This is a genomic window from Allobosea sp. 05T439 (assembly GCF_056396005.1).
In genome coordinates this window covers 186610-213031 of sequence record NZ_JBFTKP010000005.1, presented here as the reverse complement: position 1 = coordinate 213031, position 26422 = coordinate 186610, and the positions used below count along the sequence as shown (strand labels likewise).

Below are 26422 nucleotides of genomic sequence, written 5' to 3'. Positions count from 1 at the left end.
TCAGATGCAAAAAAGCCCGGCGCGAACGCCGGGCTTCTTCAACTTTACGCCTGTTGGCGTGTCAGTAGCGGTAGAGCTCGGGCTTGAACGGGCCGGTCGGGGCCAGGCCCAGATACTTCGCCTGCGCATCGTTGAGCACAGTCAGCTTGGCCCCGACCTTGGCGAGGTGGAGCGCCGCGACCTTCTCGTCGAGATGCTTCGGCAGCGTGTAGACCTTGTTCTCGTACTTGGCGTGGTGGTTCCAGAGCTCGATCTGGGCCAGCGTCTGGTTCGAGAACGAGCAGGACATCACGAAGGACGGGTGGCCGGTGGCGTTGCCGAGATTCACCAGGCGACCTTCCGAGAGCAGGATGATGCGCTTGCCGTTGGGGAACTCGACCTCGTCGACCTGCGGCTTGACGTTGTCCCACTTGAAGTTCTTCAGGCCGGCGACCTGAATCTCCGAGTCGAAATGGCCGATATTGCAGACAATGGCGCGGTGCTTCATGGCGCGCATGTGCTCGACGGTGATGACGTCGAGATTGCCGGTGGCGGTCACGAAGATGTCGGCGCGGGGCGCAGCATCTTCCATGGTCACGACCTCGTAGCCTTCCATCGCCGCCTGCAGCGCGCAGATAGGGTCGATCTCGGTGACGAGCACGCGGCAGCCGGCCTGGCGCAGCGAAGCGGCCGAGCCCTTGCCGACGTCGCCATAGCCGGCGACGACCGCGACCTTGCCCGACATCATCACGTCGGTGCCGCGGCGGATGGCGTCGACCAGCGATTCACGGCAGCCATAGAGGTTGTCGAACTTCGACTTGGTGACGGAGTCGTTGACGTTGATCGCCGGGAAGGGCATGCGGCCGGCCTTGGCCAGCTCGTAGAGGCGGTGCACGCCGGTGGTGGTCTCTTCCGAGACGCCCTTGATCGCGGCGCGGGTCTTGGTGAACCAGCCTGGATTGGCCTTGAGCTCCCGCTTGATCAGCTTGAAGAAGATCGTCTCTTCCTCGTTGCCCGGCTTGTCCAGGAATTCGGCCTTGCCGGCCTCGGCCTCGGCACCGAGGATGATCAGCATGGTCAGGTCGCCGCCATCGTCGAGGATCATGTTCGGCGTGCCGCCGTCACCCCATGTCGCGGTGCGCAGGACGTATTCCCAATACTCCTCCAGCGTCTCGCCCTTGATGGCGAAGACCGGGGTGCCGGTCGCGGCGATCGCGGCGGCGGCATGGTCCTGGGTCGAGAAGATGTTGCAGGACGACCAGCGCACGTCGGCGCCGAGTTCCTTCAGCGTCTCGATCAGCACGGCGGTCTGAATGGTCATGTGCAGGCAGCCGGCGATGCGGGCGCCCTTGAGCGGGGCCTTGCCCTTATGCTCGGCGCGGATCGCCATCAGGCCCGGCATCTCGTCCTGGGCCATGTTGATTTCCTTGCGGCCGTAATCCGCGAGGCTGATGTCCTTGACGACGTAATCGTGCTTCGACACGGGGCTGCTCCAATGGCTTGATCTTGAATGACGCGCGGCTCTCTAGCAGCGACGGCGTCAGAAGGCAATCAAAGATATAAAGATGTCTTTATATGCGCCGGGAATGAGCGCGGCGCGACATGCGCGAACCTCGCCCGTCAGATGCCCGCATCGGGCATTGTCGCGTGCTTGCCATCAGAAGTCAGCAGTCCGGGAAGGGAGGGGACGGTTTGCCACCAGCGCATCTCAGGCCGAGCGCAGCAAAATCCGACCTCAGGCGACCTGGAAGGGAGCGCGGTCGGCGCCTCAGTCTATTCGCCTTCGCCGAACTTGTCGGCGACCAGCGCTTCGAGCGCCTTCAGCGCCTCCTGGGCGTCACGGCCCTTGGCGACGACGGTGATGGTCGAGCCGATGCCGGCGCCGAGCGTCAGGATACCCATGATCGAGGTCGCGCCGACGGTCTCGCCGCAGCGGGTCACGGTAATGTCGGCGTCGAAATTCGAGGCGCACTGCACGAATTTCGCCGTGGCGCGGGCGTGCAGCCCCTTCTTGTTGACGATCGGCAGTTCGCAATAAAGCGCGCCGTTCGGGATCGCCGTTTCCGGGCAATCACAATCGTCTTCGCTGCTGCTCACCTGGCCGCTCATCCTATTTTCCCGCCAGAACCCGGCTGGCTACGGTGATGTATTTTCGGCCGGCATCCTGCGCGCTGGTTACGGCCTCGTCGAGGGTCTTCTCCTCGCGCACGCTGGCGAGCTTGATCAACATCGGCAGGTTGATCCCGGCCACGACGTCGATCCGCCCGGGTTCCATCACCGAGATGGCCAGATTCGAGGGCGTGCCACCGAACATGTCGGTGAGAACGATCACGCCCTTGCCGTTCTCGACGGCTTCGACCGCCGCGATGATGTCGCGTCGACGGGCCTCCATGTCGTCATCGGGGGCGATGGCGATGGTGGCGAGGTTTTGCTGGGGGCCGACGACATGTTCGAGCGCTGAGCGGAACTCGGTCGCCAGATGCCCATGCGTCACAAGGACGAGTCCGATCATTCACTATCGCACCGGAGAGCGCTTGCAGGCGCCCGGACAAGGTCGCGGTTTATGCGGCAGGCGCGCGGGTTAGGCAAGACAGCTGGATTGAATCTTGTCGAAAACAAGGCTCACGCATCTCCCATGAACAGGCGCAGGGCGGTGAGGACAAGCCGCTCGTCACCGGCCCGACCCTTCACGGTCAGCCGCGGCAGGTCGATACCTGCCAGGCGTTCCACCAGCGCTTCCGGCTCAGGCATGCGTTCCGGCTCCTCGCCACTGCAATCGACAATCAGCCGGATCACGACGCCGGGCAAGTAGGGCTCKGGCGTGAGGCCGAGACCGCGTCGCTCGATCAGTCCCTCCAGCGGGGAGACGGGGTAGCCGACCAACCTGCCGCCAGTCGCATTCAGTTCGGTCCGGTCGTCGGCGACCAGGCGCGCAAACAGGCCGTCCTGCCTGGCGAGCGCGATGAGGGCCAGCGCCAGAACCGATTTTCCGGCGCCGGATGGGCCGCGGATGATGATTCCGGCCTCTCCAATCGCAATCGTGCTGGCATGCACGCGTTCGCCGGTTGCGGCCGTGTTGGCATTGTCCATGGCGGCAACTCAGGCGATGTGCTGAACGGCAGGCAGCCGTACGACGAAGCGGGCACCGAGCCGTGGCGGGTCTTCAGCTCCGGTCGAGCGGTCGAGCCGGTTCTCGGCCCGAATGCTGCCGCGATGGGCTTCGACGATCTGGCGTGAGATCGAAAGGCCGAGCCCGGAATTCTGCCCGAAGCCCTCGTCCGGTCGGTCGGTATAGAAGCGCTCGAAGATGCGCTCGATGGCGTGGGGCGGGATGCCCGGCCCGTCATCCTCGACGCTGATCAGCACATCGGGCCCGACGCGCGACAGTATGACGCGCACGGGCTTGTCGGGCTGCGAGAAGGAACGGGCGTTGTCGATGAGATTGACCATGACCTGGCCGAGCCGGGAATCATGGCCCATCACCAGGAAGTCCTGACGTCCGCCAGGGCGCTGCCCGCGCCGCTCGACCGAAAGCTCGATGCCGGGCTGGCCATCCCGACGCGTCTGGTTCTGCAAGCTGACCACGGCTTCCAAGACCTGGGCCATGTCGACGGGGGCGGCATCGTTGCGTGCCAGCTCCGCGTCGAGCCGCGACGCATCCGAAATATCCGAGATCAGGCGGTCGAGGCGCCGGACATCATGCTGGATCACGGCGAGCAGCCGGCCGCGGGAATCGTCGTTTTTCACGCGCGGCAGCGTTTCCACGGCACTGCGCAGTGAGGTGAGCGGGTTCTTGAGCTCATGGGCGACATCGGCGGCGAAGCTCTCGATCGCCTCGATGCGGTTGTAGAGCGCCTTTGTCATGTCGCGCAGCGAGCCTGACAGGTGTCCGATCTCGTCGTGGCGATTGGTGAAATCGGGAATTTCCTCGCGCGACTTCACGCCCTTGCGCACGCGCTGCGCAGCGTCGGCGAGCTTGCGGATCGGCTCGGCGATCGTGCCGGCCAGCAGCACCGACAGCACGATCATCACGCCCGCAGCAACGGCAAAGACCTGGATGATGGCGTAGCGTTCGCCAGCGATGATGCCGTCGATGTCGCCGCCTTGGGTCGAGAGCAGAAGCGCTCCGCGTACGGTCCGGAAGCGCTGGACCGGCACGGCGACGGAGACGATGGTMTGCCCGCGCGTATTGACGCGCACGACACTGGCTGGAACGCCGCTCAAGGCGCGTGCCACCTCCGGATAGGACTTGCCATTGGCATTGGCGAAATCGTCATAGGCCGGCACGTCGGCACGCCCGAGCCGGCTGCGCAGCATGTTCCATGTGCGCTCGAGCAAGGGCGCCTCGTCCTGCTCGCCGAGGCGCGGCAAGTCGAGCCGGAGCACGTCGCCGCGCGAATAGAGATTGCGCGAATCGAGCGTCAGCATCCCGTCCTTGTCATAGACGCGGGCACGGGTCTTGGTCGGCGTCACCAGGCGCCTGAGCAGCGGCGCCACTTTCTCGGGATTGATCGAGAAATCGAGCGGATCGTCGGCAATGCCGGCGCTCTCACCTGCTTGCAGCTGCAGCAACTTATCGGCGTCGATGGTGATCGTGTCGGTCTCGACCGTCGCGGAGGCCGCGATCGAGGCGGCAATGATCTCGCCCTGCGTCAGCAGGCTTTGCACCCGGGACTCGATCAATCCTTCGCGGAACTGATTGAGGTAGAGAAAGCCGAGCAGCAGTGCCACGAGCCCGGCGAGATTGAGGACGACGATGCGACGCGTCAGGCTGGAGGCCGCGCGCGACGAGATGGCGCGCCAGGCATGCCGTCCCGCAAGCGCTACGCGCCGCCGCAGCGCCGGACGGCTGCGGCGGCCTTCGGCGCGGGGTCTGTCCTGTTCAATCGTCGCCATGCGTGATGCGTTCCAATTCCACGAAGGCCGTTAAGTGTCCCTCGGAGCAGGTCAAGGCATCGATCGCGATTCTCACATCTCCTTGAAGCGGTAACCGACACCGTACAGCGTCTCGATCATGTCGAACTCGGCATCGACCTGATTGAACTTCTTGCGCAGCCGCTTGATATGGCTGTCGATGGTGCGGTCGTCGACATAGACCTCGTCGTCATAGGCGGCGTCCATCAGGGCGTTGCGGCTTTTCACCACGCCGGGACGCTGTGCCAGCGACTGCAGGATCAGGAATTCGGTGACGGTCAGCGTGACCGGCTCGCCCTTCCAGGTGCAGGTATGACGCTCCGGGTCCATGCGCAACTGGCCGCGCTCCAGGGCCTTGGCGTCTTCCGGTCGCGCTGGCGCGCTGACATCCTTGGCGCCTGAGCGGCGCAGGATCGCCTTGACGCGCTCGACCAGCAGTCGCTGCGAGAACGGCTTCCGGATGAAGTCATCCGCGCCMATCTTCAGGCCAAAGAGCTCGTCGATCTCCTCGTCCTTCGACGTCAGGAAGATCACCGGCAGGTCGGATTTCTGCCTGAGCCGCCGAAGCAGCTCCATCCCGTCCATGCGTGGCATCTTGATATCGAAGATCGCCAGATCCGGCGGGTTCTGCTTCAGCCCATCAAGCGCCGATGCCCCGTCCGTATAGGTCATGATCCGGTATCCTTCGGCCTCGAGGGCGATGGAGACCGAGGTCAGGATGTTGCGGTCGTCATCGACCAGCGCAATGGTTGGCATGGGCTTTACGTCTCTGGGCCGCGTTGCAATGACGGGTCCACTCTCGCGAGAGAGCGGCCAAACCGTGGCTGCAATCTAGCGGTGCCGTGACGGTTTCGCTACAGCCTAACGCGTTGTTATGCCGAAAGGGTCCGGAGCGGCTGTCGGCGGCTTCGGCTGGTGCGGCTCACCAAGGCCGATTTTTGAGGGTGAGGAGCGTGCGATGTCTGAGGTTCAGGGACAGGCGATCACGCCGCGCGGCGTCGAACTCGGGGGCACGGCGCCGGATTCCTTCGATGCGGTCGCGATGGCGCGCGAGCTGCTGCGCATTGCTCGCACGGCGCCGCTGGCGACCCTTGACCCGGCAAGCGGATTTCCGTTGTCGACTCTCGTGAATGTCGCGACCGATGTCGATGGAACGCCGCTTCTTCTGCTCTCGAAGCTCGCATTGCATACGCGCAATCTCGATGCCGATCCGCGCTGCTCGATCCTGTGCTTTGCGTTGGGGAAGGGCGACCCCATGGCCAACTCGAAGCGCGTCAGCGTGGCCGGGCGTGCCCTGCGCACCGACGATCCGCGGGCGCGGCGCCGGTTCCTGGCGCGTCACCCCAAGTCGAAGCTCTACATTGATTTCCCCGATTTTTCGCTCTTCCGGCTCGAGGTCTCCGGGCTCCATCCCAATGGCGGGTTTGCCCGCGCAGCCGAGATCGCGACAGGTGACGTCCTGCTCGACCTGACGGGGTGCGATGCGCTGATCGAGGCCGAGGACGGCGCCGTCGCACATATGAACGAGGACCATGCGGACGCGCTCGCGCTGTATGCGACGCGGCTGCTGGGTGAGGCGGAGGGGCGCTGGCGGGCGACGGGACTCGACCCCGAAGGGCTTGATCTTGTCTGCGGCGATGCTGCGGCGCGCCTTGTCTTTCCCGAGCGTGTCACCAGCCCGGGGGCGTTGCGTGCCGCGCTGGTGGCGCTGGCCCAGAAGGCCCGAGCTGCGGCCTGATGACGCTGTGCTGGAGGGCTCGGATTATTCAATCGATTTAGGGAAGCTTGTGCCTGCTCAAGTTTCGTCGGTGACTTGAGCCGGCGCCGCCATGCGCTTAAAGAGCGCCGCACTTGATCTCGCCCACGGTGGCGGAAGCACAGTCCGCCATGTCGAAACAAGGCGTCGAAGGGCGCCGTTTGGGAGAATGCCTGTGGAGACCATCGGTCACTTCAACACCGCCTGCGGCGCCGACACATTCGGCTTCCGCAAGCTCAAGGCGGTGCGCTGGAACTTCGAAGCGGCGCGCCTTTACGAGGAGTCGCTGCGGCGCGGCGAGTCCGAGATCGCCCATGGCGGTGCGCTCTGCGCCGATACCGGCAGCCATACCGGCCGGTCTCCGAAGGACAAGTTCGTCGTCAAGGATGCGCTGACGGAAGGAACCGTCTGGTGGGAGAACAACGGCGCGATCACGCCGGCGCAGTTCGAGACCTTGCTCGCTGATTTCATCAGCCACGCCGAAGGCAAGGAACTCTTTGCCCAGGATCTCTATGGCGGCGCCGACCCGGTGCATCGTGTCAAGGCTCGCGTCTTCACGGAGTTCGCCTGGCACTCGCTCTTCATCCGCAACCTGCTCATCCGCCCGGCTCCGGAAGAGATTCCGACCTATGTGCCGGAGATGACGATTGTCGATCTCCCCAGCTTCAAGGCCGATCCCAAGCGCCATGGCTGCCGCAGCGAGACCGTCGTTGCCATCGATTTCACCCGCAAGATCGTGCTGATCGGCGGCTCCGCCTATGCCGGCGAGATGAAGAAATCGGTCTTCACATATCTGAACTACATCCTGCCCACCAAGGGTGTCGTGCCGATGCATTGCTCGGCGAATGTCGGCCGCAATGAAGACCCGGCGATCTTCTTCGGGCTCTCCGGCACCGGCAAGACCACGCTGTCGGCAGACCCTGACCGCACGCTCATCGGCGATGACGAGCATGGCTGGTCGAAGGACGGCATCTTCAATTTCGAGGGTGGCTGCTACGCCAAGACGATCAAGCTCTCGGCCGAGGCCGAGCCGCAGATCTATGCTGCTTCGCAGCGTTTCGGCACCGTGCTCGAAAATGTCGTGCTCGACCCGATCAGCCGCGTTGTGGATTTCGACGACCAGAGCAAGACCGAGAACACCCGCTCGGCCTATCCGCTCGATTTCATCCCGAATGCGTCGCGCACCGGCCGGGCCGGCACGCCCAAGAACATCGTGATGCTGACGGCCGACGCGTTCGGCGTGATGCCGCCGATCGCCAAGCTGACCCCGGCCGAGGCGATGTACCATTTCCTCTCCGGCTACACCGCCAAGGTCGCCGGCACGGAGCGCGGCCTTGTCGGCGTCGAGCCGGAGTTCTCGACCTGCTTCGGCTCGCCCTTCCTGCCGMGTCACCCGTCGGAATACGCCAATCTGCTGCGCGACTTCATCGCCAAGCACCATGTCGATTGCTGGCTGGTGAACACCGGCTGGACCGGCGGCAAGTACGGTACCGGCCGGCGCATGCCGATCCGCGTCACCCGCCGCCTGCTGTCGGCGGCGCTGGACGGCTCGCTCAACCGCGCCGATTTCCGCCGCGATCCTTATTTCGGCTTCGCGGTGCCGACCTCGGTGCCCGGCGTCGAGCCGCACATCCTCTATCCCGTCAAGACCTGGCAGGATAAGGCCGAGTTCGCCGAAACCGCCAAGACGCTCGTCGGCATGTTCCGCGAGAACTTCAAGCGTTTCKAGAGCCATGTCGATGATGCCGTGAAGGCGGCAGCGCCGACCAGTTCGCTCGCGGCGTGACGCCCGAATCGGATTGATGTGTTACGAGAGGCGGCGATGAGCCGCCTCTTTTTGATTCTGCTGAAGCTTCTCACCACCCTCGTCATCGTCGGGGCGGGTCTTTGGGGCGTCGGCCTCCTGCTGTTCCGCCTCAACGGCGCGCTGGCCATCATGGGCGCCATCGGCTTCGGCTTCGCCGCGCTGGCCGGGCTGATCGGGATCTGGACCGGCGCCCTGCGATTGCCGCTGGGCTTCGCGGTCGTGTTCCTCGGCCTGCTCGGCTGGTGGAACAGCATGCTGCCATCCCATGATCGCGACTGGATCCCCGAGCTTGCGCGCCTGCCGGAGATCGCGCGCGAGGGCGACCGCATCACCGTCAGCAATTTGCGTCATTTCCGCTGGCGCACCGAAACCGACTACGATCAGCACTGGGAAACGCGCAGCTTCGACCTGTCGAAGATCGAGGGCGCCGATCTCTTCCTGTCCTACTGGTCCGGCGAAGCGATTGCGCATCTGCTCGTCAGCTTCACCTTCTCAGATTCCCCGCCGCTGACCTTCTCGATCGAGGTTCGGCGCGAGAAGGGCGAGGAATGGTCGTCGCTGGCCGGCTTCTTCCGGACCTATGAGATGGCCTATGTCGCCGCCGACGAGCGCGACATCGTTGGCCTGCGCACCCATGCGCGTGGCGAGGATGTCAGGCTGTTCCGGCTCGCCGCGACCCCGACCCAGGCCCGCGACGTGCTGCTCGCCTATGCCGCCGACATCAACCGGCTGGCGAAGAAGCCGCGCTGGTACAACACGCTGACGACCAATTGCACGACGGTGGTCTACCATCTCGTCGGTTCGGTTGCCCCCGGCTGGACCTTCTCGCTGCCGCTCGATCCGCGCGTGCTGCTCTCCGGCTACCTGCCGGGCTACCTCGCCCGCATCGGTGCGATCCGCTCCGACATGCCGCTCGACGAGTTGATTCGACGCGGGCGCATCAGTGAGCGGGCACGCACACTGTCCCTCGACGATCCCGCGTTTTCGCAGAGGATTCGCGAAGGCGTGCCGACGGGCCGGCCCTAGCGCCTCGCAAGCCATGGGGTGGACGCGCCCGGAGCGCCCCCGACCTCGTCCGTCCGTGAACGGGGGATGGCGGGCGCCCGGCACGGGGCCGAGCTGCCGCACAAGGCTGCCGCTACCTGAAGAAGATCACCGTCTGCAGCAGGAAGAGCGGGATCAGGATCGCGCCTGACCACATCATGTAGCCGAAGAAGCTCGGCATATTGACCTTCCGATCCTTGGCGATGGCGTAGACCATGAAGTTCGGCGCGTTGCCAATATAACTGTTGGCGCCCATGAAGACCGCGCCGGCCGAGATCGCGGTCAGCGTCAGTGCACCGGTTGTCATCAGGGCTTTCGCGTCGCCGCCGGCGAGTTCGAAGAAGACCAGATAGGTCGGGGCATTGTCGAGGAAGGACGAGAGGATGCCGGTCAGCCAGAAATAGGCGACGTTGTTCGGCGTTCCGTCCGCATGCGTCACCAGCGCGACGAGCGGTGCGAACGCCCCGTCCTTGCCGGCCTGCAGCATCGCCAGCACCGGGATGATGCAGACGAAGATGCCGGCAAAGAGCTTGGCGACCTCCTTGATCGGCCCCCAGCTGAATTCATTGCCGGCCCGCACCGGCTTCGGCGTCAGTACCAGCGAGAGACCCGCGAGGCTGAGCAGGATCGCGTCGCGCACCACATTCTGCAGCTCGACATGAACGCCATGGATGTCGAAGACAGTGCCGGGCTTCCAGTTCGCCGACATCAGGATGGCGAGGATGACGCCGCCGAGCAGAGCGATATTGACCTTGCCGAAGAGCTTGATGGCACGGTCCGGCGTCGGATCCTTGAGGGCTGGAGCCCCCTTTTCCTTGCTGAAGAAATAGCTGTCGAGCGCGAAGAACAGCGCGAGCAGCACAGCGACCGCAAAGCTGGTTTCCGGCAGGAGGTGCTGGGTCGTCCAGAAGAAGCTGACGCCGCGCAGGAAGCCGAGAAAGAGTGGCGGATCTCCGAGCGGGGTCAGCGAGCCGCCGATATTCGAGACCAGGAAGATGAAGAACACGACGACATGGACGTTGTGGCGGCGGTCGTCGTTGGCGCGCAGCAGCGGCCGGATCATGATGATCGAGGCGCCCGTCGTGCCGACCACGCTCGCCATCGTGGTCCCGATCGCCAGCAGAGCCGTATTGGTCGCTGGCGTACCGCGCAGATTCCCGGTGATCAGGATGCCGCCGGCAATGGTGAAGAGCGCGAAGAGCAGGATGATGAAGGGGATATATTCGAGCAGCGCGGTGTGAAGCAGTGATCCGAGCGCCGGATCGAAGCCACGGAAGAGGACCAGAGGCACCAGCACGAGCGCTGCCCAGAAGGCTGCGAACTTGCCGTAATTGAGCTCCCAGACATGCGGAAACAGGATCGGTCCGAGGGCGATCGAGAGCAGCATGCCGGCAAAGGGAAGAGCCCAGGCCGCACCGAGCGTCGCCCCGCCGATATCGCCCGCCGCGAATGTGAGGCTGGGAACCAGGCACAGCGCCAAGGCTGCACCCGCAAGCGAAATCACTGACTTCAAGGACCCGCTCCCCAATCCCGATATCGAGCGGTTTCCGTCATCGCCCGGTTGGGTTGTCGCGTAAAGCCTGATCGGAGGGCTAGCAACCTCACGGCGAAATGGCATAGCTGCGCAATCCTGCCGATAGGGCGTGATTCAGATGGGGCCTCGACGATGCAACCGGCTTTCTCCGCACTGTTCGGCCTGGGCCTTCTGGCGGCGTCTTCAGCTTCAGCCTTCGCCCAGGTCGCGGTCGAGGAGATCAAGGCCCAGCTCTTCCTCGAGCGCACCGGCAGGCTCTCGGAGAATCTGGTCGGTACGAAGAAGGCGCTCCACAATGCAGTGATCGGCGAGGGCGAAGCCGGCGAGCCGGCCGATGCGCTGCTGGTGACGCTTTCCTTCACCGGCGCGAAGAACACCAAATCCTCGGACAAGATCGCGCGCGACCTCGCCTCGCTCACCGTCAGGCAGAAGGCGAAGACCGGCGAGAGGATCCTGCTCAGGCGCGTCTATGGCGGGTTCCTCTTTGGCGAAGAGGGGCGCATCCACAAGGCCTTCCTGCTCGACAGCGCCACCTGCGCTCCGCTCGAGATCGAGGTGAAGGTCGGTCGGAGCCGCAAGGAAGCGAAGCTGGATTTCTCCTGCAGCGAGTAGGGTGCGGGGAAGATTTGTTATGTCACGGTTCATTCTCGTGGAATAATCTCCTCAATGCGGCGTCCCGCCCGCAGCCTGATTCGGGACCGACCATGTGCCGTTTCCTCGCCTATTCCGGCGTTCCGGTCTTTCTTGAGGATTTCGTCGCCTCGCCCTGCCATTCGCTGATTCACCAGTCGCTCCATGCCGAGGAGAGCAAGACCGGCACGAATGGCGACGGGTTTGGCGTCGGTTGGTATGGCGAGAAGCCGGAGCCCGGGCAGTATCGCGAGGTCCGTCCGGCCTGGTCCGACGAGAACCTGCTCTCGATCGCCCGTCAGGTGCGCTCGCATCTCTTCTTCGCCCATGTGCGCGCTGCGACCGGTACGGCGACGACGCGGGCCAATTGCCATCCCTTCGTCCATGGCCGGCATCTCTTCATGCATAACGGCCAGATCGGCGGCTACGCCCTGATCCGCCGCAAGCTCGAGAGCCTGATTCCCGATTCGCTCTATGCCGCCCGTGTCGGCACGACGGATTCGGAGGCGATCTTCCTGCTGGCGCTCGCCCGCATGGCGGACGGCTATTCGCCCGGCGAAGCGCTGGCCTGGACCTTGGGCGAGGCGCTGGCCCTGATGCAGGCGGCCGGCATTCGCGAGCCCTTGCGCTGCGCCGCCGCGCTCGCCGATGGCGAGACGATCCACGCCGTGCGCTGGTCTTCCGATACGCGGCCGCCGACGCTCTATATCTGCAACCGCAGCGACAGCATCGTCGTCGCGTCCGAGCCGGTCGATGCCGCGCGCGACTGCTGGCAGGCGCTCGGATGCAATTCGATGGTGTCTGTAAAATCAGGCGCGATCACGGTCAGCCCCTTCGAGGTCGGGCTTCGGCAGGCAGCCTGAGTCCGCCATCGCTTGCGTCCGCGCGCCGGCTGCGTCACATCGCGCCATGCGCGATTTCGATACCCCGCTTCCGATCGATGCCGTCCTGGGCGATCTCGCCGCGGCGCTCCGTGCCGGCCCGAATGTGGTGCTGGTCGCTCCTCCCGGCGCCGGCAAGACCACGCGTGTCCCGCTCGCCCTGCTCGACGAGCCCTGGGCGACCGGCGGTAAGCTGATCATCCTCGAACCGCGCCGGCTCGCGGCTCGCGGTGCTGCCGGCCGCATGGCGCAGACGCTGGGGGAGCGCGTTGGCGACACGGTTGGCCTGCGTGTCCGGCTCGGATCGAAGATCGGGCCGAAGACGCGGATCGAGGTCGTCACCGAGGGGGTCTTCGCCCGGATGATCCTCGACGATCCGGCGCTCGACGGCATCGCCGCCGTGCTCTTTGACGAATTCCACGAACGCTCCCTCGATGCCGATTTCGGTCTCGCCCTGGCGCTCGACGCGCAAGGCGGATTGCGCGAGGACCTGCGCATCCTGGTGATGTCGGCCACCCTGGACGGCGCGCGGGTCGCAAAGCTGCTCGGCGCCGCGCCGGTCATCGAATCGCAGGGCCGGGCCTATCCTGTCGAGACGCGCTATCGCGGCCGGGATCCGCTGAAGCGGATCGAGGACCAGGTCACCGAGGCCGTGCAGCAGGCCCTGAACGAGCAATCGGGTTCGCTCCTCGTCTTCCTGCCGGGACAGGGCGAGATCAGGCGGGTCGAGGAGCGGCTGCGCGAACGGGTGCGCGATCCCGCGGTCGAGATCGCGCCGCTCTATGGCGCGCTCGATCAGGCCGAGCAGGATCGCGCCGTGCTGCCGACGCCGGCCGGACGTCGCAAGATCGTGCTGGCGACCTCGATCGCCGAGACCTCGCTCACCATCGAGGGGGTGCGCGTGGTGGTCGATTCGGGCCTCGCGCGCGTCCCCGTCTACGAGCCCGATATCGGCGTGACCCGGCTCGAGACCCGCCGGGTCAGCCGCGCTGCGGCCGACCAGCGCCGCGGCCGCGCCGGCCGCACCGAACCGGGCGTGTGCTACCGCCTCTGGGAGGAGGCTGGCACTGGCGCCCTGGAAGCCTTCGCCCGGCCTGAAATCCTCTCTGCGGATCTCGCGCCGCTGCTGCTTGATTGCGCCGCCTGGGGCGTCGCCGATCCGACATCGCTCGCCTTTCTCGACCAGCCGCCGGCGCCTGCCCTGAAGGAGGCGCGGGCGCTGCTGCTCAATCTTGGCGCACTCGCCGATGACGGCCGCATCACCGCCGATGGCCGGGCCTTGCAGGCATTGCCGCTGCCGCCACGCCTCGCGCGCATGGTCGTCGTTGCCGCGCGCTTCGGTCAGGCCAGGGCGGCGGCGGAACTGGCGGCGCTGCTGGTCGAGCGGGGGCTCGGCGGAGATGCGACGGATCTCGCCGAGCGGGCCGAGCGCTTCGGGCGGGAGCGCGGTGGTCGTGCCGCCGATATGCGCCGCCTCGCGGAGGGCTGGGCCCGGTTGGCGGAGAAGGCGAGCCCGCCCGGGTGCGACGCGACGGGCTCCATCGGCTTCCTGCTCGCGCTCGCCTATCCCGATCGAATCGCCAGGCTACGCGCAGCGGGCTCGGGCCAGTATCTCCTGGCCAATGGCCGCGGTGCGGCGCTTGAGCCGACGCAGCGCCTCGCCCGCGAGCCCTGGATCGTCGTGGCCGACATGACGGGCACAGCGCAACAGGCCCGAATCCTTGGGGGTGCCGCAATCGGTGAAGACGAAGTCCTTCGTCAGGCCGCCGAAGGCCTGGCGTCCTTCGGCCTGGAGGAGCGGACGGAAACGATCTTCGACCGCAATGCCCGCGCTCTGCGTGCGCGTGCGGTCAGGCGCTATGGCGCCATCAGCCTGTCGGAGCGCCCGCTTGCAGTGGAGGCAACGTCGGAGAACGCTGCGACCCTGGCGATTGGTGTGGCGACGTTGGGCATTGGGTTGCTGCCATGGACGAAGGCACAGCAGCAATTGCGGGAGCGGACCGCCTTCCTGCGTCAGGCCGCAATCGGCACAGAAGGCGAGAATCCCTGGCCCGACCTGTCCGATGCCGGGCTCGCAGCCGAGCCGGAACTCTGGCTTGCGCCCCATATCGAGGGGCGAACCTCGCTCGCCGCGATTGCGCCGGCCGACCTCGATGCGGCGCTGGCCAGCCTGCTGCCCTGGGATCTGAAACGCCGGCTCGATGCCGAGGCGCCGACGCATTTCGTTGCACCGACCGGTTCCCATCTCGCCGTGGATTATGCGGCCGAGGCGGGACCGACGATCTCGGTGCGCGTGCAGGAGCTTTACGGGCTTGCCCAGCACCCCTCGCTCGCGGCCGGCCGCGTGCCGCTCGTCCTGGAGCTGCTGTCGCCGGCGCATCGACCGATCCAGGTGACCCGCGACCTGCCGGGTTTCTGGCGCGGCTCCTGGGCCGCGGTGAAGGCCGACATGAAGGGCCGCTATCCCCGCCATCTCTGGCCGGACGATCCAGCCGCAGCGCTGCCGACGACGCGAGCGAAGCCGCGCGGCACCTGAGGCCGCCTCAATTCCCCATCCGGTCGCGCCACTGCCTCTCGCCCGAGAGGCAGGACACGCGCGGCTCCTTCGCCTGCGCCTTCTGGATGGTGGCCTCGGCAGCCGGGACCTCGGCAATCTCGCGCACAAGCTTGGTCCGGGTCGCATCGACGAACTGGTGACGTTCGCGGATCGGGATCACGAAGGCGCCGACGCCGGTGACGACACAGTCTTCGTAATAGACGTCGAGATTGTCGATATCGAAATAGCTCGCCTGCTTCAGCATCACCGGCAGGCCGTTGATGCTGATGCCCTTGTCGCGGGCATCGTCGCGCGCCGCGGTAACGGGGCGCCCGTCATTGTTGGCGCCGTCGCCCGAGATGTCGATCACGCGGCGCATCGCTGTGACATTGGCCTGATCGAGCAACTGCATGCCGAGATCGATCGCGCCCGAAATCGACGTCCGCCGGCCGCGCCGTGTCTGAGCCTCGCCCAGCTCCTCGGCAAAGGCGATGGCCGATTGTGGCGTGTCGATGACCGTCCAGGGCTTGACGATATGCTGGAAATTGCCGCCGGCCCATTCGAAATAGGTCACGGCGATCTTGCCGAGCGCGCCTTTGGCGATGGCGTCGTGCAGCTGTTTCGAGCGAAAGGCCTCGATATAGCCGCCGCGCTGCAGCGCGAGCTCGTCGAGATCCATCGAATAGGAAATGTCGACCGCCAGCACGAGGGCGAGATCGACCTCGTCGGGCGGGGCGGCCGCCGGCTGGGCATTCGGCGCCGTGCCCGTCCAGAAGCCGGCCGCCGCAAGACTCAAGAGACCGAACAGCCCATGCCGCATCGCCACCTCCGCCATCAGGGCGCGGCGGAAGTGTGCACCTCGTTTCGGCTCTCGCCAAGAATGATTTATCGGCAGGCTCAGCCCGCGCGGCGGGCATCCACGATGGCGATCGCGGCCGCGACCGCCTCCTCGACCGTGAGCGCCGAGGTGTCGAGGATATCCGCGTCCTCAGCTGCCTTCAGCGGGGCATCGCTGCGGCCGGAATCGCGGGCATCGCGACGCCTGATATCGGCCAGGATGCCCTCGAAGGAGGCAAGCTCGCCGCGTCCGGCCAATTCCTTGTGGCGCCGGGCCGCCCGCACCTCCGGCGTCGCGGTGACGAAGAGCTTGGCCGGAGCCTCGGGGCAGATCACCGTGCCGATATCGCGCCCGTCGAGAACGGCCCCGCCCGGCTGCCCGGCGAAGCGGCGCTGACGGTCGATCAGCCCCTTGCGGACCGCCGGCATCGCCGCAACGACCGATGCGGCCTCGCCGATCTCGCGGCCACGCAGGCTGTCCTCGGCGAAGGCCTTTTCATCGAATGTCGAGACGATCGCTGCAGCGGCCTCGTCATCGTGGATATCCTTGCCCACGTCCCGCATCGCGCGGGCCACCATGCGATAGAGCAGGCCGGTATCGAGATAGGGCAGGCCGTAATGGGCCGCGAGCCGCCGCGCCAGCGTACCCTTGCCCGAGGCGGCAGGACCATCCACGGCGATGACCAGGCGCTTGCGCATCGCGGCAGGGCTCATGCGATCTCAGCGCCCAGCCCGTTCATCAGGCTGATGAAGGTCGGGAAACTGGTCGCGATCATCGCACCGTCATCGACCTGCATCGGTTTCTGCGTCGCCAGCCCCATGACGAGGAAGCTCATGGCGATGCGGTGATCGAGATGGGTTGCGGCCGTGCCGCCCCCCGTGACCTTGCCGTTTCCGCCCTCGACGACGAGGTCGTCGCCTTCGATCCGGCAGGTCACGCCCGCGGCCTTCAGCCCGGCCTCGACAGCGGCGAGCCGGTCCGATTCCTTGACGCGCAGCTCCTGAAGCCCCCGCATCCGGGTCGTGCCGCTGGCAAAGGACGCGGCGACCGCGAGGACCGGATACTCGTCGATCATCGATGGCGCGCGCTCCGGCGGCACCTCGACGCCCGTGAGGGCGCCGGAGCGGACGCGCAGCGTCGCTACCGTCTCGCCGCCCTCATTGGCTTCGCTCTCGACCGTGATGTCGGCCCCCATCTCGCGCAGCGTGGTCAGCAGCCCGCTGCGGAGCGGATTGGTCATGACGCTCTCGATCAGGATGTCGGAGCCCGGCACGATCAGCGCTGCGACCAGCGGGAAGGCGGCGGAGGACGGGTCGGCGGGCACCACGATCGGCGCCGCCTGCAATTCGGGCTGGCCCGTCAGCACGATACGGCGGCCATGGGCCCCCTCGGGGGTCACCCGCACCTCGGCACCGAAATGCGCCAGCATCTTTTCGGTATGGTCGCGCGTCGCTTCGGTCTCGATCACCGTGGTCTCGCCCGGGGCGGCGAGGCCGGCGAGCAGCACGGCCGACTTGATCTGCGCCGAGGCGACGGGTGTGCGATAGGTGATCGGCAGCGCCTCCTTCGGCCCGCGGATCGTCAACGGCACGCGCCCGCCCTCTTCCTGCGACAGGATGGTGGCGCCCATCAGTTCGAGCGGATCGAGGATACGCCGCATCGGCCGCTTCCTGAGCGAGGCGTCGCCGTCGAAGGTGGTGGTGATCGGGTGCGCGCCGCAAACGCCCATCATCAGGCGAGAGCCGGTGCCGGCATTGCCGAAATCGAGCAGGCCGGCCGGCTCCCTCAGCCCGCCGACGCCGACGCCCTGGACGCGCCAGGCGCCGGGGCCGTCATGATGCACGATGGCGCCCAGCGCCCGGGCCGCGTCGGCTGTGCGCAGCACGTCCTCGCCTTCGAGCAGGCCGGTGACCTTGGTCTCGCCGATGGCGAGCAAGCCGAAGATCATCGCGCGATGCGAGATCGACTTGTCGCCGGGAACCCGGACACGGCCGGAGAGCGGGCCGGAGGCCCGGGCGGTGACGGGAGTTGGGTGCTGCGCGTGGGCCACGTCGATCGTCTCTGGCTGCTTGATCTTGGACGCTGGCTGCCTAGCATGGCCACCCGTCGCGCGCCACGCGCGAGACGCGAATCAAATCAGCATTTGACAGGGCCGGCCGGCACGACTAACGGACGCGCCTGCTTTTCAAAACATGAATGAATGAAGGTCCGACGCAGTGGCGAAACCGGAACTTGGTACCAAGCGCGTTTGCCCGACCACGGGACGCAAATTCTACGACCTGAACAAGGACCCGATCGTCTCGCCCTATACGGGGCAGGCTTTCCCGCGTTCGATGTTCGAGCCGCAGGCCAAAGCGGCGGCGGTTGTCGCCAAGGAAGCGGATGACGAGGACGAGACCGAGGCCGCTGACGGCGCGGTCGAGCTTGTCTCTCTCGATGAGGCCGATGCCGAAACGAGCGAGAAGGACGCGGTTGTCACCAGCGAGGACGACATCGAGGTCGAGGACGACATCGCTGCCGAGGAAGACGACACGTTCCTGGAAGAGGACGAGGAAGGCGACGATGACGTCTCCGATCTGATCGATGGCGACATCGAGGGTGACGAGGACGTCTGAGGACAAAAAATATTTCTGCGATATAGGTGCTTGTGTCTTCTGCCGAGCCCGCCTATAGAGCCCTCCGTCGCGACAGTGACGACGCGGACATCGCCGGGCTTCGAAGTTGAAGCCACTCCTGCGGTGTCCGGGAATTTGCCGGTTGACCCCCAAATCAATCGGCCAGCGTGGGGCCATAGCTCAGTTGGGAGAGCGCTTGAATGGCATTCAAGAGGTCGGCGGTTCGATTCCGCCTGGCTCCACCAAATTTTCCGATCCGGATCACGAACTCACCGAGAGTGGACGTGTCGCATCTGCGGTCTTGATCGCCGGCCGCCGCGCTCGGCCCCCAGGCTTTCTCAGAGTCCGCCGAACAGATCGTTCCTGAGAATCAGCTTCGCGGTCGCCCGACCATGCCGGCAATCTCAGCCCGAAGGCCCGACTCTCCGAAGAACCATCGATTCGCTGGTATGCGTCGGTGAGATCATTGATTCCCCCAATTTGTCATTGCCCCCTCAGTAGGGCAAAGGGCTTGCCTGCAATGGGGAGAGGCAGGCCATGCGATCGCAGATCAATGCGCGCCTGAAGCTGCGGCAGATCGAGATCGTCATTGCCGTAGCCGAGCAGGGCAGTTTCCTGGCCGCGGCCCACGCGCTCAGCATCACGCAGCCCGCAGTGTCGAAGGCGGTGCAGGATGTCGAGCTGATCGTCGGCCATCCCATCTTCGACCGGATGGCCCGCGGCGTGATGATCAACCCCTTCGGCCGTGCCGTTGTCGAGCGTGGCCGGGCCATGCTGTCGCTGGTCGAACGACTCACGGACGATATCGGGCTGATCGAGCAGGGGCAGGCCGGCACGCTGGTCATCGGCGCCCTGCCGACTGCGGCGACGAGCGTGCTGCCGCCGACGCTCGGCCGGCTGCGCGCCTCCAATCCCGAGTTGAACATCAGGCTGGTGCAGGGGCGCACGGCGGAGCTGATGCCGCAGCTGGAGAGTGGCAAGCTCGATCTGATCGTCGGGCGGCTCTACGAGCTCGAAACCGCCCATGATGTTCACCGCGAGACGATCTATCACGAGCCGATCTCGGTCCTGGCACGGGCCGGTCATCCCTTGCTCGACCGCCCCGGCAGCGCGGGAGCGGAGCTCGGGAGGTTCGGCTTGGTGCTGCCCTCGCTGGAACAGCGCCTCGGCCAGGAGATCGATGCGGTGATCGCTTATTCCGGATTGGAGATGCTGGCCGCGCCGCTGCGTTCGACCTCGATTTCCTTCATCCGCGAGCTCGTTCTGTCGAACGACTATGTCACTATCCTTCCGCGGTTGATGCTCGCCGGCGATCTCGGCCGCGGTGCCGTCAGGATATTGCCCGTTCCCATGGTCTCAGGCAGCCGGCCGGCCGGAATCATCACATTGCGCCATCGTCGACGGTCGCCGAGCGTCGGGGCCCTGCTGGCGGCGCTGCGCGACCATCTGCGTGAATTGCGGGCGACCGGGCTGCTCGACGAGGACGGCGCCTCGCCGGATACGCTCACCGGCATGTGATATTCCCGGCACTTATAGCTCTTGTGAACCAGCACACGAAGACGCGACGGGCATCCTGCGGATAGCGTTCCGGCGTCTCATCCGCAGGTTCGCAGCTCATGCTTCAACAGACGACAAGACAATGCGTATCCGAGCATTGCCTGGACATTCTCTTCCGCGAGGCGCGAACCTATTACGGCTGGCTGCCGAAGGCGGTGAGCGACGCGCAACTGCGCGAGCTCTACGAACTCGCGCGGATGCCGCCGACGAGCAGCAATATCAGCCCCCAGCGCATCGTCTTCGTCGTCTCGCAGGAGGCCAAGGAGCGGCTGCGGCCCGGGTTGAAACCCGGCAATGTAGACAAGACCATGGCGGCGCCGGTAACCGCGATCCTCGGCATCGACAGCCGCTTCTTCGATCATCTGGAGCGCTTGGCGCCGCATGCGGTCGACAAGCGCGCGGGCTATCTCTCGGATCCCGACCTTGCTGCCCGGGCTGCCTTTCGCAACGCGACCCTGCAGGGCGCCTACCTGCTGATGGCGGCGCGTGCGCTGGGGCTCGATTGCGGCCCGATGTCCGGGGTCCTGCATGATGTCGTGGACGCCGAATTCTTCCCAGGCGGTGAGGTCAGGTCCAATTTCCTGATCAATATCGGTCATGGCGATCCGGCGAGCGTCAGGCCGCGCGCCGCGCGGTTCGACTTCGACGATATCTGCCAGATTCTCTGATCGCGGAGGGCATCATGCTGCAAACCGTTTCTTCGCGCACCAACCCGCCGCGACTCTGCTTCATCGGCTTCGGCGAGGCCGGACTGGCCTTCGCCGGCGGCCTGCTCGAAGCCGGCATCGTCGAGATCGCCGCCTTCGACACCGCGGGTACGCAGGAGCGCGTCCGCAAGCCGGCAGAGCACCTGGGCGTCCGCCTCGCCGACAGCCTCGAGGCCGCCCTGGCCGGCGCCGATTTCGTATTCTCGGCCGTCACCGCAGCCGACAGTCTCGACGCCGCCCGCCAGGTTGCGCCGCATTTTGTATCCGGCCAGGTCTTCGTCGACGTCAATTCGGTCTCGCCCGGCCGCAAGCGCGAGGCGGCCGCGGCCTTTGCTTCGCCTGGTGCCTATCTCGATCTCGCGATCATGGCGCCGGTTCACCCCAAGCGCCACGCCACACCTTGCCTGGTCGCCGGCGAGGCGGCCGAGCGCTTCATCGCGATCTTCGCGGGCTTCGGCATGGAGCTCGGGCCGGCGGGTCCGCAGATCGGGTCGGCAACGATCATCAAGATGATCCGCAGCGTCATGGTCAAGGGGCTGGAGGCGTTGACCTATGAGTGTTTCATGGCGGCGCGTGTCGCCGGAATCGACCCGGTGATCCTCGACTCCCTCGGGCGCAGCTATCCTGGCCTCGATTGGCCAAAAGTCGTTCCCTACAATGTCAGCCGTATGCTGCAGCATGGCGTCCGGCGTGCCGCCGAAATGCGCGAGGTCGCGCTGACGCTTCGCGAGCTTGGCATCGACCCGGCCGTCACAGAGGGCGTCGTCCTCCAGCAGGAACGACTCGGGCGCCTGCCGTTGCAGGCCGAGCCCGAAGACGGTTTCGCGATGCTCGATGCCGTACGCGCCGCACTCTCCGGGCAGAAGCCGGAGCCCTCATAGTCGCGAAAGTTATAGCTGAAGCCCGAAACACCGCGAAGACCGCTCCGGGCGAAGCCGATACCCAATAAGCAAGCAAGAAAATGCGCCGGCGCAGCAAGCCGGCGCGACCGGCCTCGCCGGAAGGGGAGACAGACGATGGACCAGGACATGCGCGACCCGATCGCGCCAGCAACTGCAAGCGCATCGCCCGATGTCTTGCCGCGGAACCGGAACCTCTACATCAACGGCAGCTGGCGCGAGGCGGCCGAGACCGGCGGTCTCGAACTGACCAGCCCGGCGACGGGCGCGTCGCTCGGCTTCGTCGCGCAGGCTGGAAGCAGTGATGTCGATGCCGCGGTCCGGGCCGCTGGCGCCGCCTATCGCGGCTGGCGGAACGTCGCCCCGGCCGAGCGCGCCAAGATCCTCAGGCGAATCGCCCAGATCGTCCGCGACAACGCGCGGGAACTCGCGCTCATCGACGCAATCGACGGCGGCAATCCGGTCCACGAGATGCTCGGGGACGTTGCCAACGCCGCCTCTCAGCTTGATTTCTTCGCCGGCCTCGTCACCGAGATGAAGGGCCAATCGGTGCCGCTCGGCCGGGAATCGGTCAATTTCTCGGTGCGCGAGCCGCGCGGCGTCATCGGCCGCATCATCCCGTTCAACCACCCGTTCATGTTCTGTGCCGCCAAGTCGGCTGCGCCGCTCGCGGCTGGCAACACCGTCATCGTCAAGCCGCCGGACCAGGCGCCGCTGAGCTCGCTGCGCTTTGCCGAGCTGATCGACGGAGTGCTGCCTCCAGGCGTCTTCAACGTACTCCCAGGCGGTCGCGAGGCCGGAGCGGCGCTTGCCGCCCATCCCGGCGTCGCGATGATCTCGCTCATCGGCAGCGTCCAGGCCGGGCGCGCCGTCATGAAGGCCGGCGCCGATACCATCAAGCCGGTCCTGCTCGAGCTCGGCGGCAAGAATGCGCTGATTGCGCTTGCCGATGCCGATCCCAACGAGGTCGCGGCCGCCGTGGTCGCCGGCATGAACTTCATCTGGTGCGGCCAGTCCTGCGGCTCGACCAGCCGGGCCTTCATCCACGAGGCGATCCATGACGCGGTCGTGGCGCGTATTGCCGAGCGCGTGAAGCAATTCCGCCCGGGCGACCCGACCGATCCGGCGACCACGATGGGCGCCATCATCAGCCGCGCCCAGCTGGACAAGGTGATGGGCTTCATCGCGGACACCAAGGCGGAGGGCGCGAACCTGCTCTGTGGTGGCGGCCGCCCGCTCGATCCGGCGCTCGCCAACGGCAATTTCGTCGAGCCCACCGTGTTTACCGAGGTGACGCCTGCGATGCGGCTGGCGCGCGAGGAGGTCTTCGGACCGGTTCTTGCGGTCTTCCGCTGGTCGGACGAGGCAAGCATGCTCGAGACCGTCAACAGCGTCGAATACGGGCTGACCTGCTCGATCTGGACCAATGACGTCCGCAACGCGCACCGTCTCGCCGGCGAGGTCGAGGCCGGCTTTGTCTGGATCAACGAGGTCTCGCGGCATTTCCTCGGCACACCCTTCGGGGGCTACAAGCAATCAGGTCTGGGTCGCGAGGAATGCCTCGAAGAACTGCTCAGCTACACCCAAGAAAAGCACATCCACGTCAACCTGAAGCGGCCGGCAAGAAGCTGACAGGAGCGATCGGAAAGACCGCGTGACTGCTCGCGGGTCATAAAAATACATAAACGGAGGGAGAAACATGCGTAGTCTCACTGGCGCTGCCGCCCGTCTCGTCGGAGCCGGCATCGCGCTCTCGGCTTCTGCCGGCCTCGCCTCGGCGCAGGCGCCGGCCTACCCGTCCGACCGCATCAACATGACGGTCGCCTTTGCCGCCGGTGGCTTCGTCGATACCTTCGCACGCATTGTCGGCCAGAAGCTCAACGAGAAATGGGGCAAGGCGGTCACCGTCGAGAACAAGGCCGGCGCCGGCGGCAATACGGCCGCTGCAATCGTCGCGCATGCAAAGCCCGACGGGCTGACGCTGCTCGTCACCTCGACGGCGATCGCCATCAACGAGACGCTCTACAAGAAGCGCGACTACGCGCTCGATCAGCTCATCCCGGTCGCCATTGCGGTTTCGTCGCCGGAGACGATMGCGACGCATCCATCGAAGCCCGGCAATCTGAAGGACTATCTCGCCTGGGCCAAGAAGGAGGAGATCACCTTCGCCAGCGCCGGTGTCGGCTCGGGCTCGCATCTGGCGACCGAGTACTTCCTGAAACGCCTCGCCATGCAGCCGGCCTCGCATATTCCCTTCCGCGGCGGCGCGCTCTCGGTGCAGGCGGCACTCGGCAACCAGGTCGACATGGTTGCATCGTCCTTCGGCATCATCCCGCAGGTCGCGGAGGGTAAGCTCAAGGGACTGGCCGTTGCGAGCGAGACGCGTGTCGCGGCGATGCCCGATGTTCCGACCTACACCGAGTCCGGATTCCCCTTCGTCGCCGAATCCTGGGTCGCCGTGCTCGCCCCGGCCAAGACGCCGCCGGCCATTGTCGAGCAGCTCAACGCCGCGATCAACGAGATCGTCAGCGAGCCGCAGACGCGGGAGAAGCTCCTGGGCATGGGCTACCAACTCCATGTCCGCTCGGCTCCCCAGGTCGCGACCTATCTGAAGGCTGAGGTCGCCAAATGGGGCGAGATGGTGCGCACCGTCGGCGTGACCGTCGAATGACGCCGAGCCGGCCGCAACGCGCCGCCTCCCAAGCCAGGGCGAAACTGTCATGAGCCAGTCCGAGCCTCTCCCCCGGTGGAAACGCGCCGTGCGTTCTCCGCAGAATCTGGTCTCCGGCCTGATCCTCATCGCAGCGGCGACCGTCGTCGTGTTGATGCTCGGCAATCTCGCGCAGGGCACGCTGCGCGTCATCGGCCCGGCCATGGTGCCGCGCTGGACGGCGATCGCGATCGGCATCGGCGGTGCTGTCCTCGTCGTGCTGGGTTTCATCGAGGATGGCGACGCGCTCGAACGCTGGCATCTGCGCGGGCCGGCCTTCGTACTGGCCGGAATCGTGCTCTTCGCCGCGACGATCCGTGAGCCCGGCTTCATCGTCGCGGCGCCGCTTGCCATGCTCGTCGCCGGCTTCGGCTCGCGTGAGGTCAGGCCGCGCGAGCTCATTGTCTTTGCGCTGGCGATGACGGTCGCCTGTGCCCTTCTGTTCCGCTTCGCGCTTAACCAGCCGATCCCGATGCTGGTGCTCCCGTCGTTCTCGATCAACTTCTGAGGCGCGCATGGAACTCCTGCAGAATCTCGGCCACGGCCTCGGCATCGCGCTGTCGCCGACCAATATCCTGCTCTGCTTTGCCGGCTGCATGCTGGGGACGCTGATCGGCGTCCTGCCTGGGATCGGGCCGATCGCGACCATCGCTATCCTGCTCCCGCTGACCTTCGGGCTCGATCCTACCGCCGCGCTGATCATGCTGGCCGGCATCTATTACGGCGCCCAGTATGGCGGCTCCACCGCCTCGATCCTGCTCAATATCCCCGGCGAGTCGAGCGCTGTCGTCACCGCAATCGACGGCCATGAGATGGCGCGCCAAGGCCGAGCGGGCATTGCGCTTGGGATCTCGGCGATAGGCTCCTTCGTCGCCGGCACGATTGCGACACTGGTGATTGCCGCCCTCGCCGCGCCGTTGGCCAGCATCGCGCTGATCTTCGGGCCAGCGGAGTATTTTGCGCTCATGCTGATGGGGCTCGCATTCGCAGTCCTGCTGGCGCGCGGATCCGTGCTCAAGGCCGTGGTGATGATCCTGGTGGGCGTGCTGCTCTCGACTGTCGGGCCAGACCTGACAACCGGCCAGCTGCGCCTCACCTTCGGAGCGACCTGGCTCGCCGACGGTATCGAGATCGCCCTGCTCGGCATGGGGCTGTTCGGCATCGCCGAGGTTTTTCGCAGCCTCGAGCATGGCGAGTCACGGCAGGTACGCCAGACCCATATCGGCCGGCTGCTGCCTGGCCCCGAGGAATTGCGCGCTTCGGCCAAGCCGATCCTGCGCGGAACCCTGCTCGGCTCGATCCTCGGCATCCTGCCGGGCAACGGTGCCGTGCTCGCGCCCTACGCCTCCTACACGCTCGAGAAGAAGCTGGCCCGCGATCCGCGCCGGTTCGGCCGCGGCGCGATCGAGGGCGTCGCCGGGCCGGAATCGGCCAATAATGCCGGAGCTCAGACCTCCTTCATTCCGCTGCTGACGCTCGGTATCCCGCCCAATGCGGTGATGGCCCTGATGGTCGGCGCAATGACGATCCACGGCATCGTGCCTGGCCCGCAGATCATGACCAAGATGCCCGACCTGTTCTGGGGGCTGATCGCCTCGATGTGGGTCGGCAACCTGATGCTGCTGGTCATCAATCTGCCGGCGGTCGGGCTCTKGGTGAAACTGCTGAAAGTGCCGTATCGCCTGATGTTCGTCGGCATCGTCATTTTCTGCTGCATCGGCGTCTACTCGATCAACAACGAGCCGGCCGACATCCTGATCATGGGAGCGCTGGCCGTGTTCGGCTACGGCCTCACCAAGTTCGGCTTCGAGCCGGCGCCGCTGACCCTCGGCTTCGTGCTCGGACGCATGATGGAGGAAAACCTCCGTCAGGCACTGATGATCTCGCGCGGCAACCCCATGACCTTCGTCGAGCGGCCGATCGCCGCCATCCTCATCCTGATCGCGTTCGCCATGCTCACCGTCGCCATCCTACCGGCGATCCGTAAGGGCCGCGACGAGGTCTTCAGCGAATAA

Annotated in this window: 24 protein-coding genes and 1 tRNA gene; 15 read left to right on the top strand and 10 right to left on the bottom strand. The window is 66.0% G+C overall.

Annotated elements, in window-relative coordinates:
- Positions 1-61 precede the first annotated feature (61 nt).
- The 6 genes from ahcY to AC1DIO_RS08040 form a co-directional block, all read right to left on the bottom strand.
- The gene (ahcY, locus tag AC1DIO_RS08065) at positions 62-1462 is read right to left on the bottom strand and encodes an adenosylhomocysteinase (RefSeq protein ID WP_476775109.1); all 1401 of its coding nucleotides are present in this window, start codon (positions 1460-1462) and stop codon (positions 62-64) included.
- Between the two features lie 290 nt (positions 1463-1752).
- A complete protein-coding gene (locus tag AC1DIO_RS08060) occupies positions 1753-2088 on the bottom strand; it encodes an HPr family phosphocarrier protein (protein ID WP_069878534.1) in 336 nt (111 codons plus the stop codon).
- Between the two features lies 1 nt (position 2089).
- Positions 2090-2491 (bottom strand): PTS sugar transporter subunit IIA, encoded by a 402-nt coding sequence (locus AC1DIO_RS08055; protein WP_043234821.1) that lies wholly within the window; start codon positions 2489-2491, stop codon positions 2090-2092.
- Between the two features lie 110 nt (positions 2492-2601).
- Positions 2602-3069 (bottom strand): hypothetical protein, encoded by a 468-nt coding sequence (locus tag AC1DIO_RS08050; RefSeq protein ID WP_441491985.1) that lies wholly within the window; start codon positions 3067-3069, stop codon positions 2602-2604.
- A gap of 9 nt (positions 3070-3078) precedes the next feature.
- Positions 3079-4875, bottom strand: coding sequence for a stimulus-sensing domain-containing protein (locus AC1DIO_RS08045; protein ID WP_476853304.1), 1797 nt, complete (start codon positions 4873-4875; stop codon positions 3079-3081).
- Between the two features lie 72 nt (positions 4876-4947).
- Complete coding sequence (locus AC1DIO_RS08040; RefSeq protein ID WP_476853303.1) at positions 4948-5649, bottom strand: response regulator transcription factor; 702 nt, start codon at positions 5647-5649, stop codon at positions 4948-4950.
- A gap of 202 nt (positions 5650-5851) precedes the next feature.
- Here AC1DIO_RS08040 and AC1DIO_RS08035 point away from each other — a divergent pair, with 202 nt between their 5' ends.
- The 3 genes from AC1DIO_RS08035 to AC1DIO_RS08025 all read left to right on the top strand — a co-directional run bounded on the left by AC1DIO_RS08035 (position 5852) and on the right by AC1DIO_RS08025 (position 9482).
- Positions 5852-6631 (top strand): HugZ family pyridoxamine 5'-phosphate oxidase, encoded by a 780-nt coding sequence (locus AC1DIO_RS08035; protein WP_141740036.1) that lies wholly within the window; start codon positions 5852-5854, stop codon positions 6629-6631.
- 193 nt (positions 6632-6824) lie between these two features.
- A complete protein-coding gene (locus tag AC1DIO_RS08030; RefSeq protein ID WP_476853302.1) occupies positions 6825-8435 on the top strand; it encodes a phosphoenolpyruvate carboxykinase in 1611 nt (536 codons plus the stop codon).
- Positions 8436-8471: 36 nt separating this feature from the next.
- The gene (locus AC1DIO_RS08025; protein WP_476767756.1) at positions 8472-9482 is read left to right on the top strand and encodes an Lnb N-terminal periplasmic domain-containing protein; all 1011 of its coding nucleotides are present in this window, start codon (positions 8472-8474) and stop codon (positions 9480-9482) included.
- Positions 9483-9594: 112 nt separating this feature from the next.
- Here AC1DIO_RS08025 and AC1DIO_RS08020 read toward each other — a convergent pair whose 3' ends face one another.
- A complete protein-coding gene (locus AC1DIO_RS08020) occupies positions 9595-11013 on the bottom strand; it encodes a sodium:proton antiporter (RefSeq protein WP_476775108.1) in 1419 nt (472 codons plus the stop codon).
- A gap of 153 nt (positions 11014-11166) precedes the next feature.
- Here AC1DIO_RS08020 and AC1DIO_RS08015 point away from each other — a divergent pair, with 153 nt between their 5' ends.
- From AC1DIO_RS08015 to hrpB, 3 genes are all read left to right on the top strand, one after another.
- On the top strand, positions 11167-11646 hold the full coding sequence (locus AC1DIO_RS08015) for a hypothetical protein (protein WP_441491981.1): 480 nt from the start codon (positions 11167-11169) through the stop codon (positions 11644-11646).
- Positions 11647-11738: 92 nt separating this feature from the next.
- A complete protein-coding gene (locus tag AC1DIO_RS08010; protein WP_441491980.1) occupies positions 11739-12527 on the top strand; it encodes a class II glutamine amidotransferase in 789 nt (262 codons plus the stop codon).
- Positions 12528-12573: 46 nt separating this feature from the next.
- On the top strand, positions 12574-15081 hold the full coding sequence (gene hrpB, locus AC1DIO_RS08005; protein ID WP_476775107.1) for an ATP-dependent helicase HrpB: 2508 nt from the start codon (positions 12574-12576) through the stop codon (positions 15079-15081).
- A gap of 7 nt (positions 15082-15088) precedes the next feature.
- Here hrpB and AC1DIO_RS08000 read toward each other — a convergent pair whose 3' ends face one another.
- From AC1DIO_RS08000 to aroA, 3 genes are all read right to left on the bottom strand, one after another.
- Positions 15089-15901: a DUF1194 domain-containing protein gene (locus AC1DIO_RS08000; protein ID WP_476853301.1), complete on the bottom strand. Its 813-nt coding sequence runs from the start codon at positions 15899-15901 to the stop codon at positions 15089-15091.
- A gap of 77 nt (positions 15902-15978) precedes the next feature.
- Positions 15979-16605, bottom strand: a complete 627-nt coding sequence (gene cmk, locus AC1DIO_RS07995; RefSeq protein WP_441505121.1) for a (d)CMP kinase — start codon at positions 16603-16605, stop codon at positions 15979-15981.
- 23 nt (positions 16606-16628) lie between these two features.
- Positions 16629-17969 (bottom strand): 3-phosphoshikimate 1-carboxyvinyltransferase, encoded by a 1341-nt coding sequence (aroA, locus tag AC1DIO_RS07990; RefSeq protein WP_441491977.1) that lies wholly within the window; start codon positions 17967-17969, stop codon positions 16629-16631.
- A gap of 166 nt (positions 17970-18135) precedes the next feature.
- Between aroA and AC1DIO_RS07985 the strand changes: the two genes are divergently transcribed.
- The 9 genes from AC1DIO_RS07985 (at position 18136) to AC1DIO_RS07945 (ending at position 26422) form a co-directional block, all read left to right on the top strand.
- Positions 18136-18534 (top strand): TIGR02300 family protein, encoded by a 399-nt coding sequence (locus AC1DIO_RS07985; RefSeq protein WP_113515648.1) that lies wholly within the window; start codon positions 18136-18138, stop codon positions 18532-18534.
- Positions 18535-18703: 169 nt separating this feature from the next.
- Positions 18704-18779, top strand: a tRNA-Ala gene (locus tag AC1DIO_RS07980).
- 292 nt (positions 18780-19071) lie between these two features.
- On the top strand, positions 19072-20052 hold the full coding sequence (locus AC1DIO_RS07975; RefSeq protein WP_476775105.1) for a LysR substrate-binding domain-containing protein: 981 nt from the start codon (positions 19072-19074) through the stop codon (positions 20050-20052).
- Between the two features lie 98 nt (positions 20053-20150).
- Positions 20151-20759, top strand: a complete 609-nt coding sequence (locus AC1DIO_RS07970; protein WP_441505057.1) for a malonic semialdehyde reductase — start codon at positions 20151-20153, stop codon at positions 20757-20759.
- A 14-nt stretch (positions 20760-20773) separates the two neighbouring features.
- Positions 20774-21679: an NAD(P)-dependent oxidoreductase gene (locus tag AC1DIO_RS07965; RefSeq protein WP_476775104.1), complete on the top strand. Its 906-nt coding sequence runs from the start codon at positions 20774-20776 to the stop codon at positions 21677-21679.
- Between the two features lie 135 nt (positions 21680-21814).
- Positions 21815-23329, top strand: a complete 1515-nt coding sequence (locus tag AC1DIO_RS07960; RefSeq protein WP_441505055.1) for an aldehyde dehydrogenase family protein — start codon at positions 21815-21817, stop codon at positions 23327-23329.
- 67 nt (positions 23330-23396) lie between these two features.
- A complete protein-coding gene (locus tag AC1DIO_RS07955) occupies positions 23397-24368 on the top strand; it encodes a Bug family tripartite tricarboxylate transporter substrate binding protein (RefSeq protein WP_441505054.1) in 972 nt (323 codons plus the stop codon).
- An 88-nt stretch (positions 24369-24456) separates the two neighbouring features.
- Complete coding sequence (locus tag AC1DIO_RS07950; protein ID WP_476775103.1) at positions 24457-24915, top strand: tripartite tricarboxylate transporter TctB family protein; 459 nt, start codon at positions 24457-24459, stop codon at positions 24913-24915.
- A 7-nt stretch (positions 24916-24922) separates the two neighbouring features.
- Complete coding sequence (locus AC1DIO_RS07945) at positions 24923-26422, top strand: tripartite tricarboxylate transporter permease (RefSeq protein WP_476853300.1); 1500 nt, start codon at positions 24923-24925, stop codon at positions 26420-26422.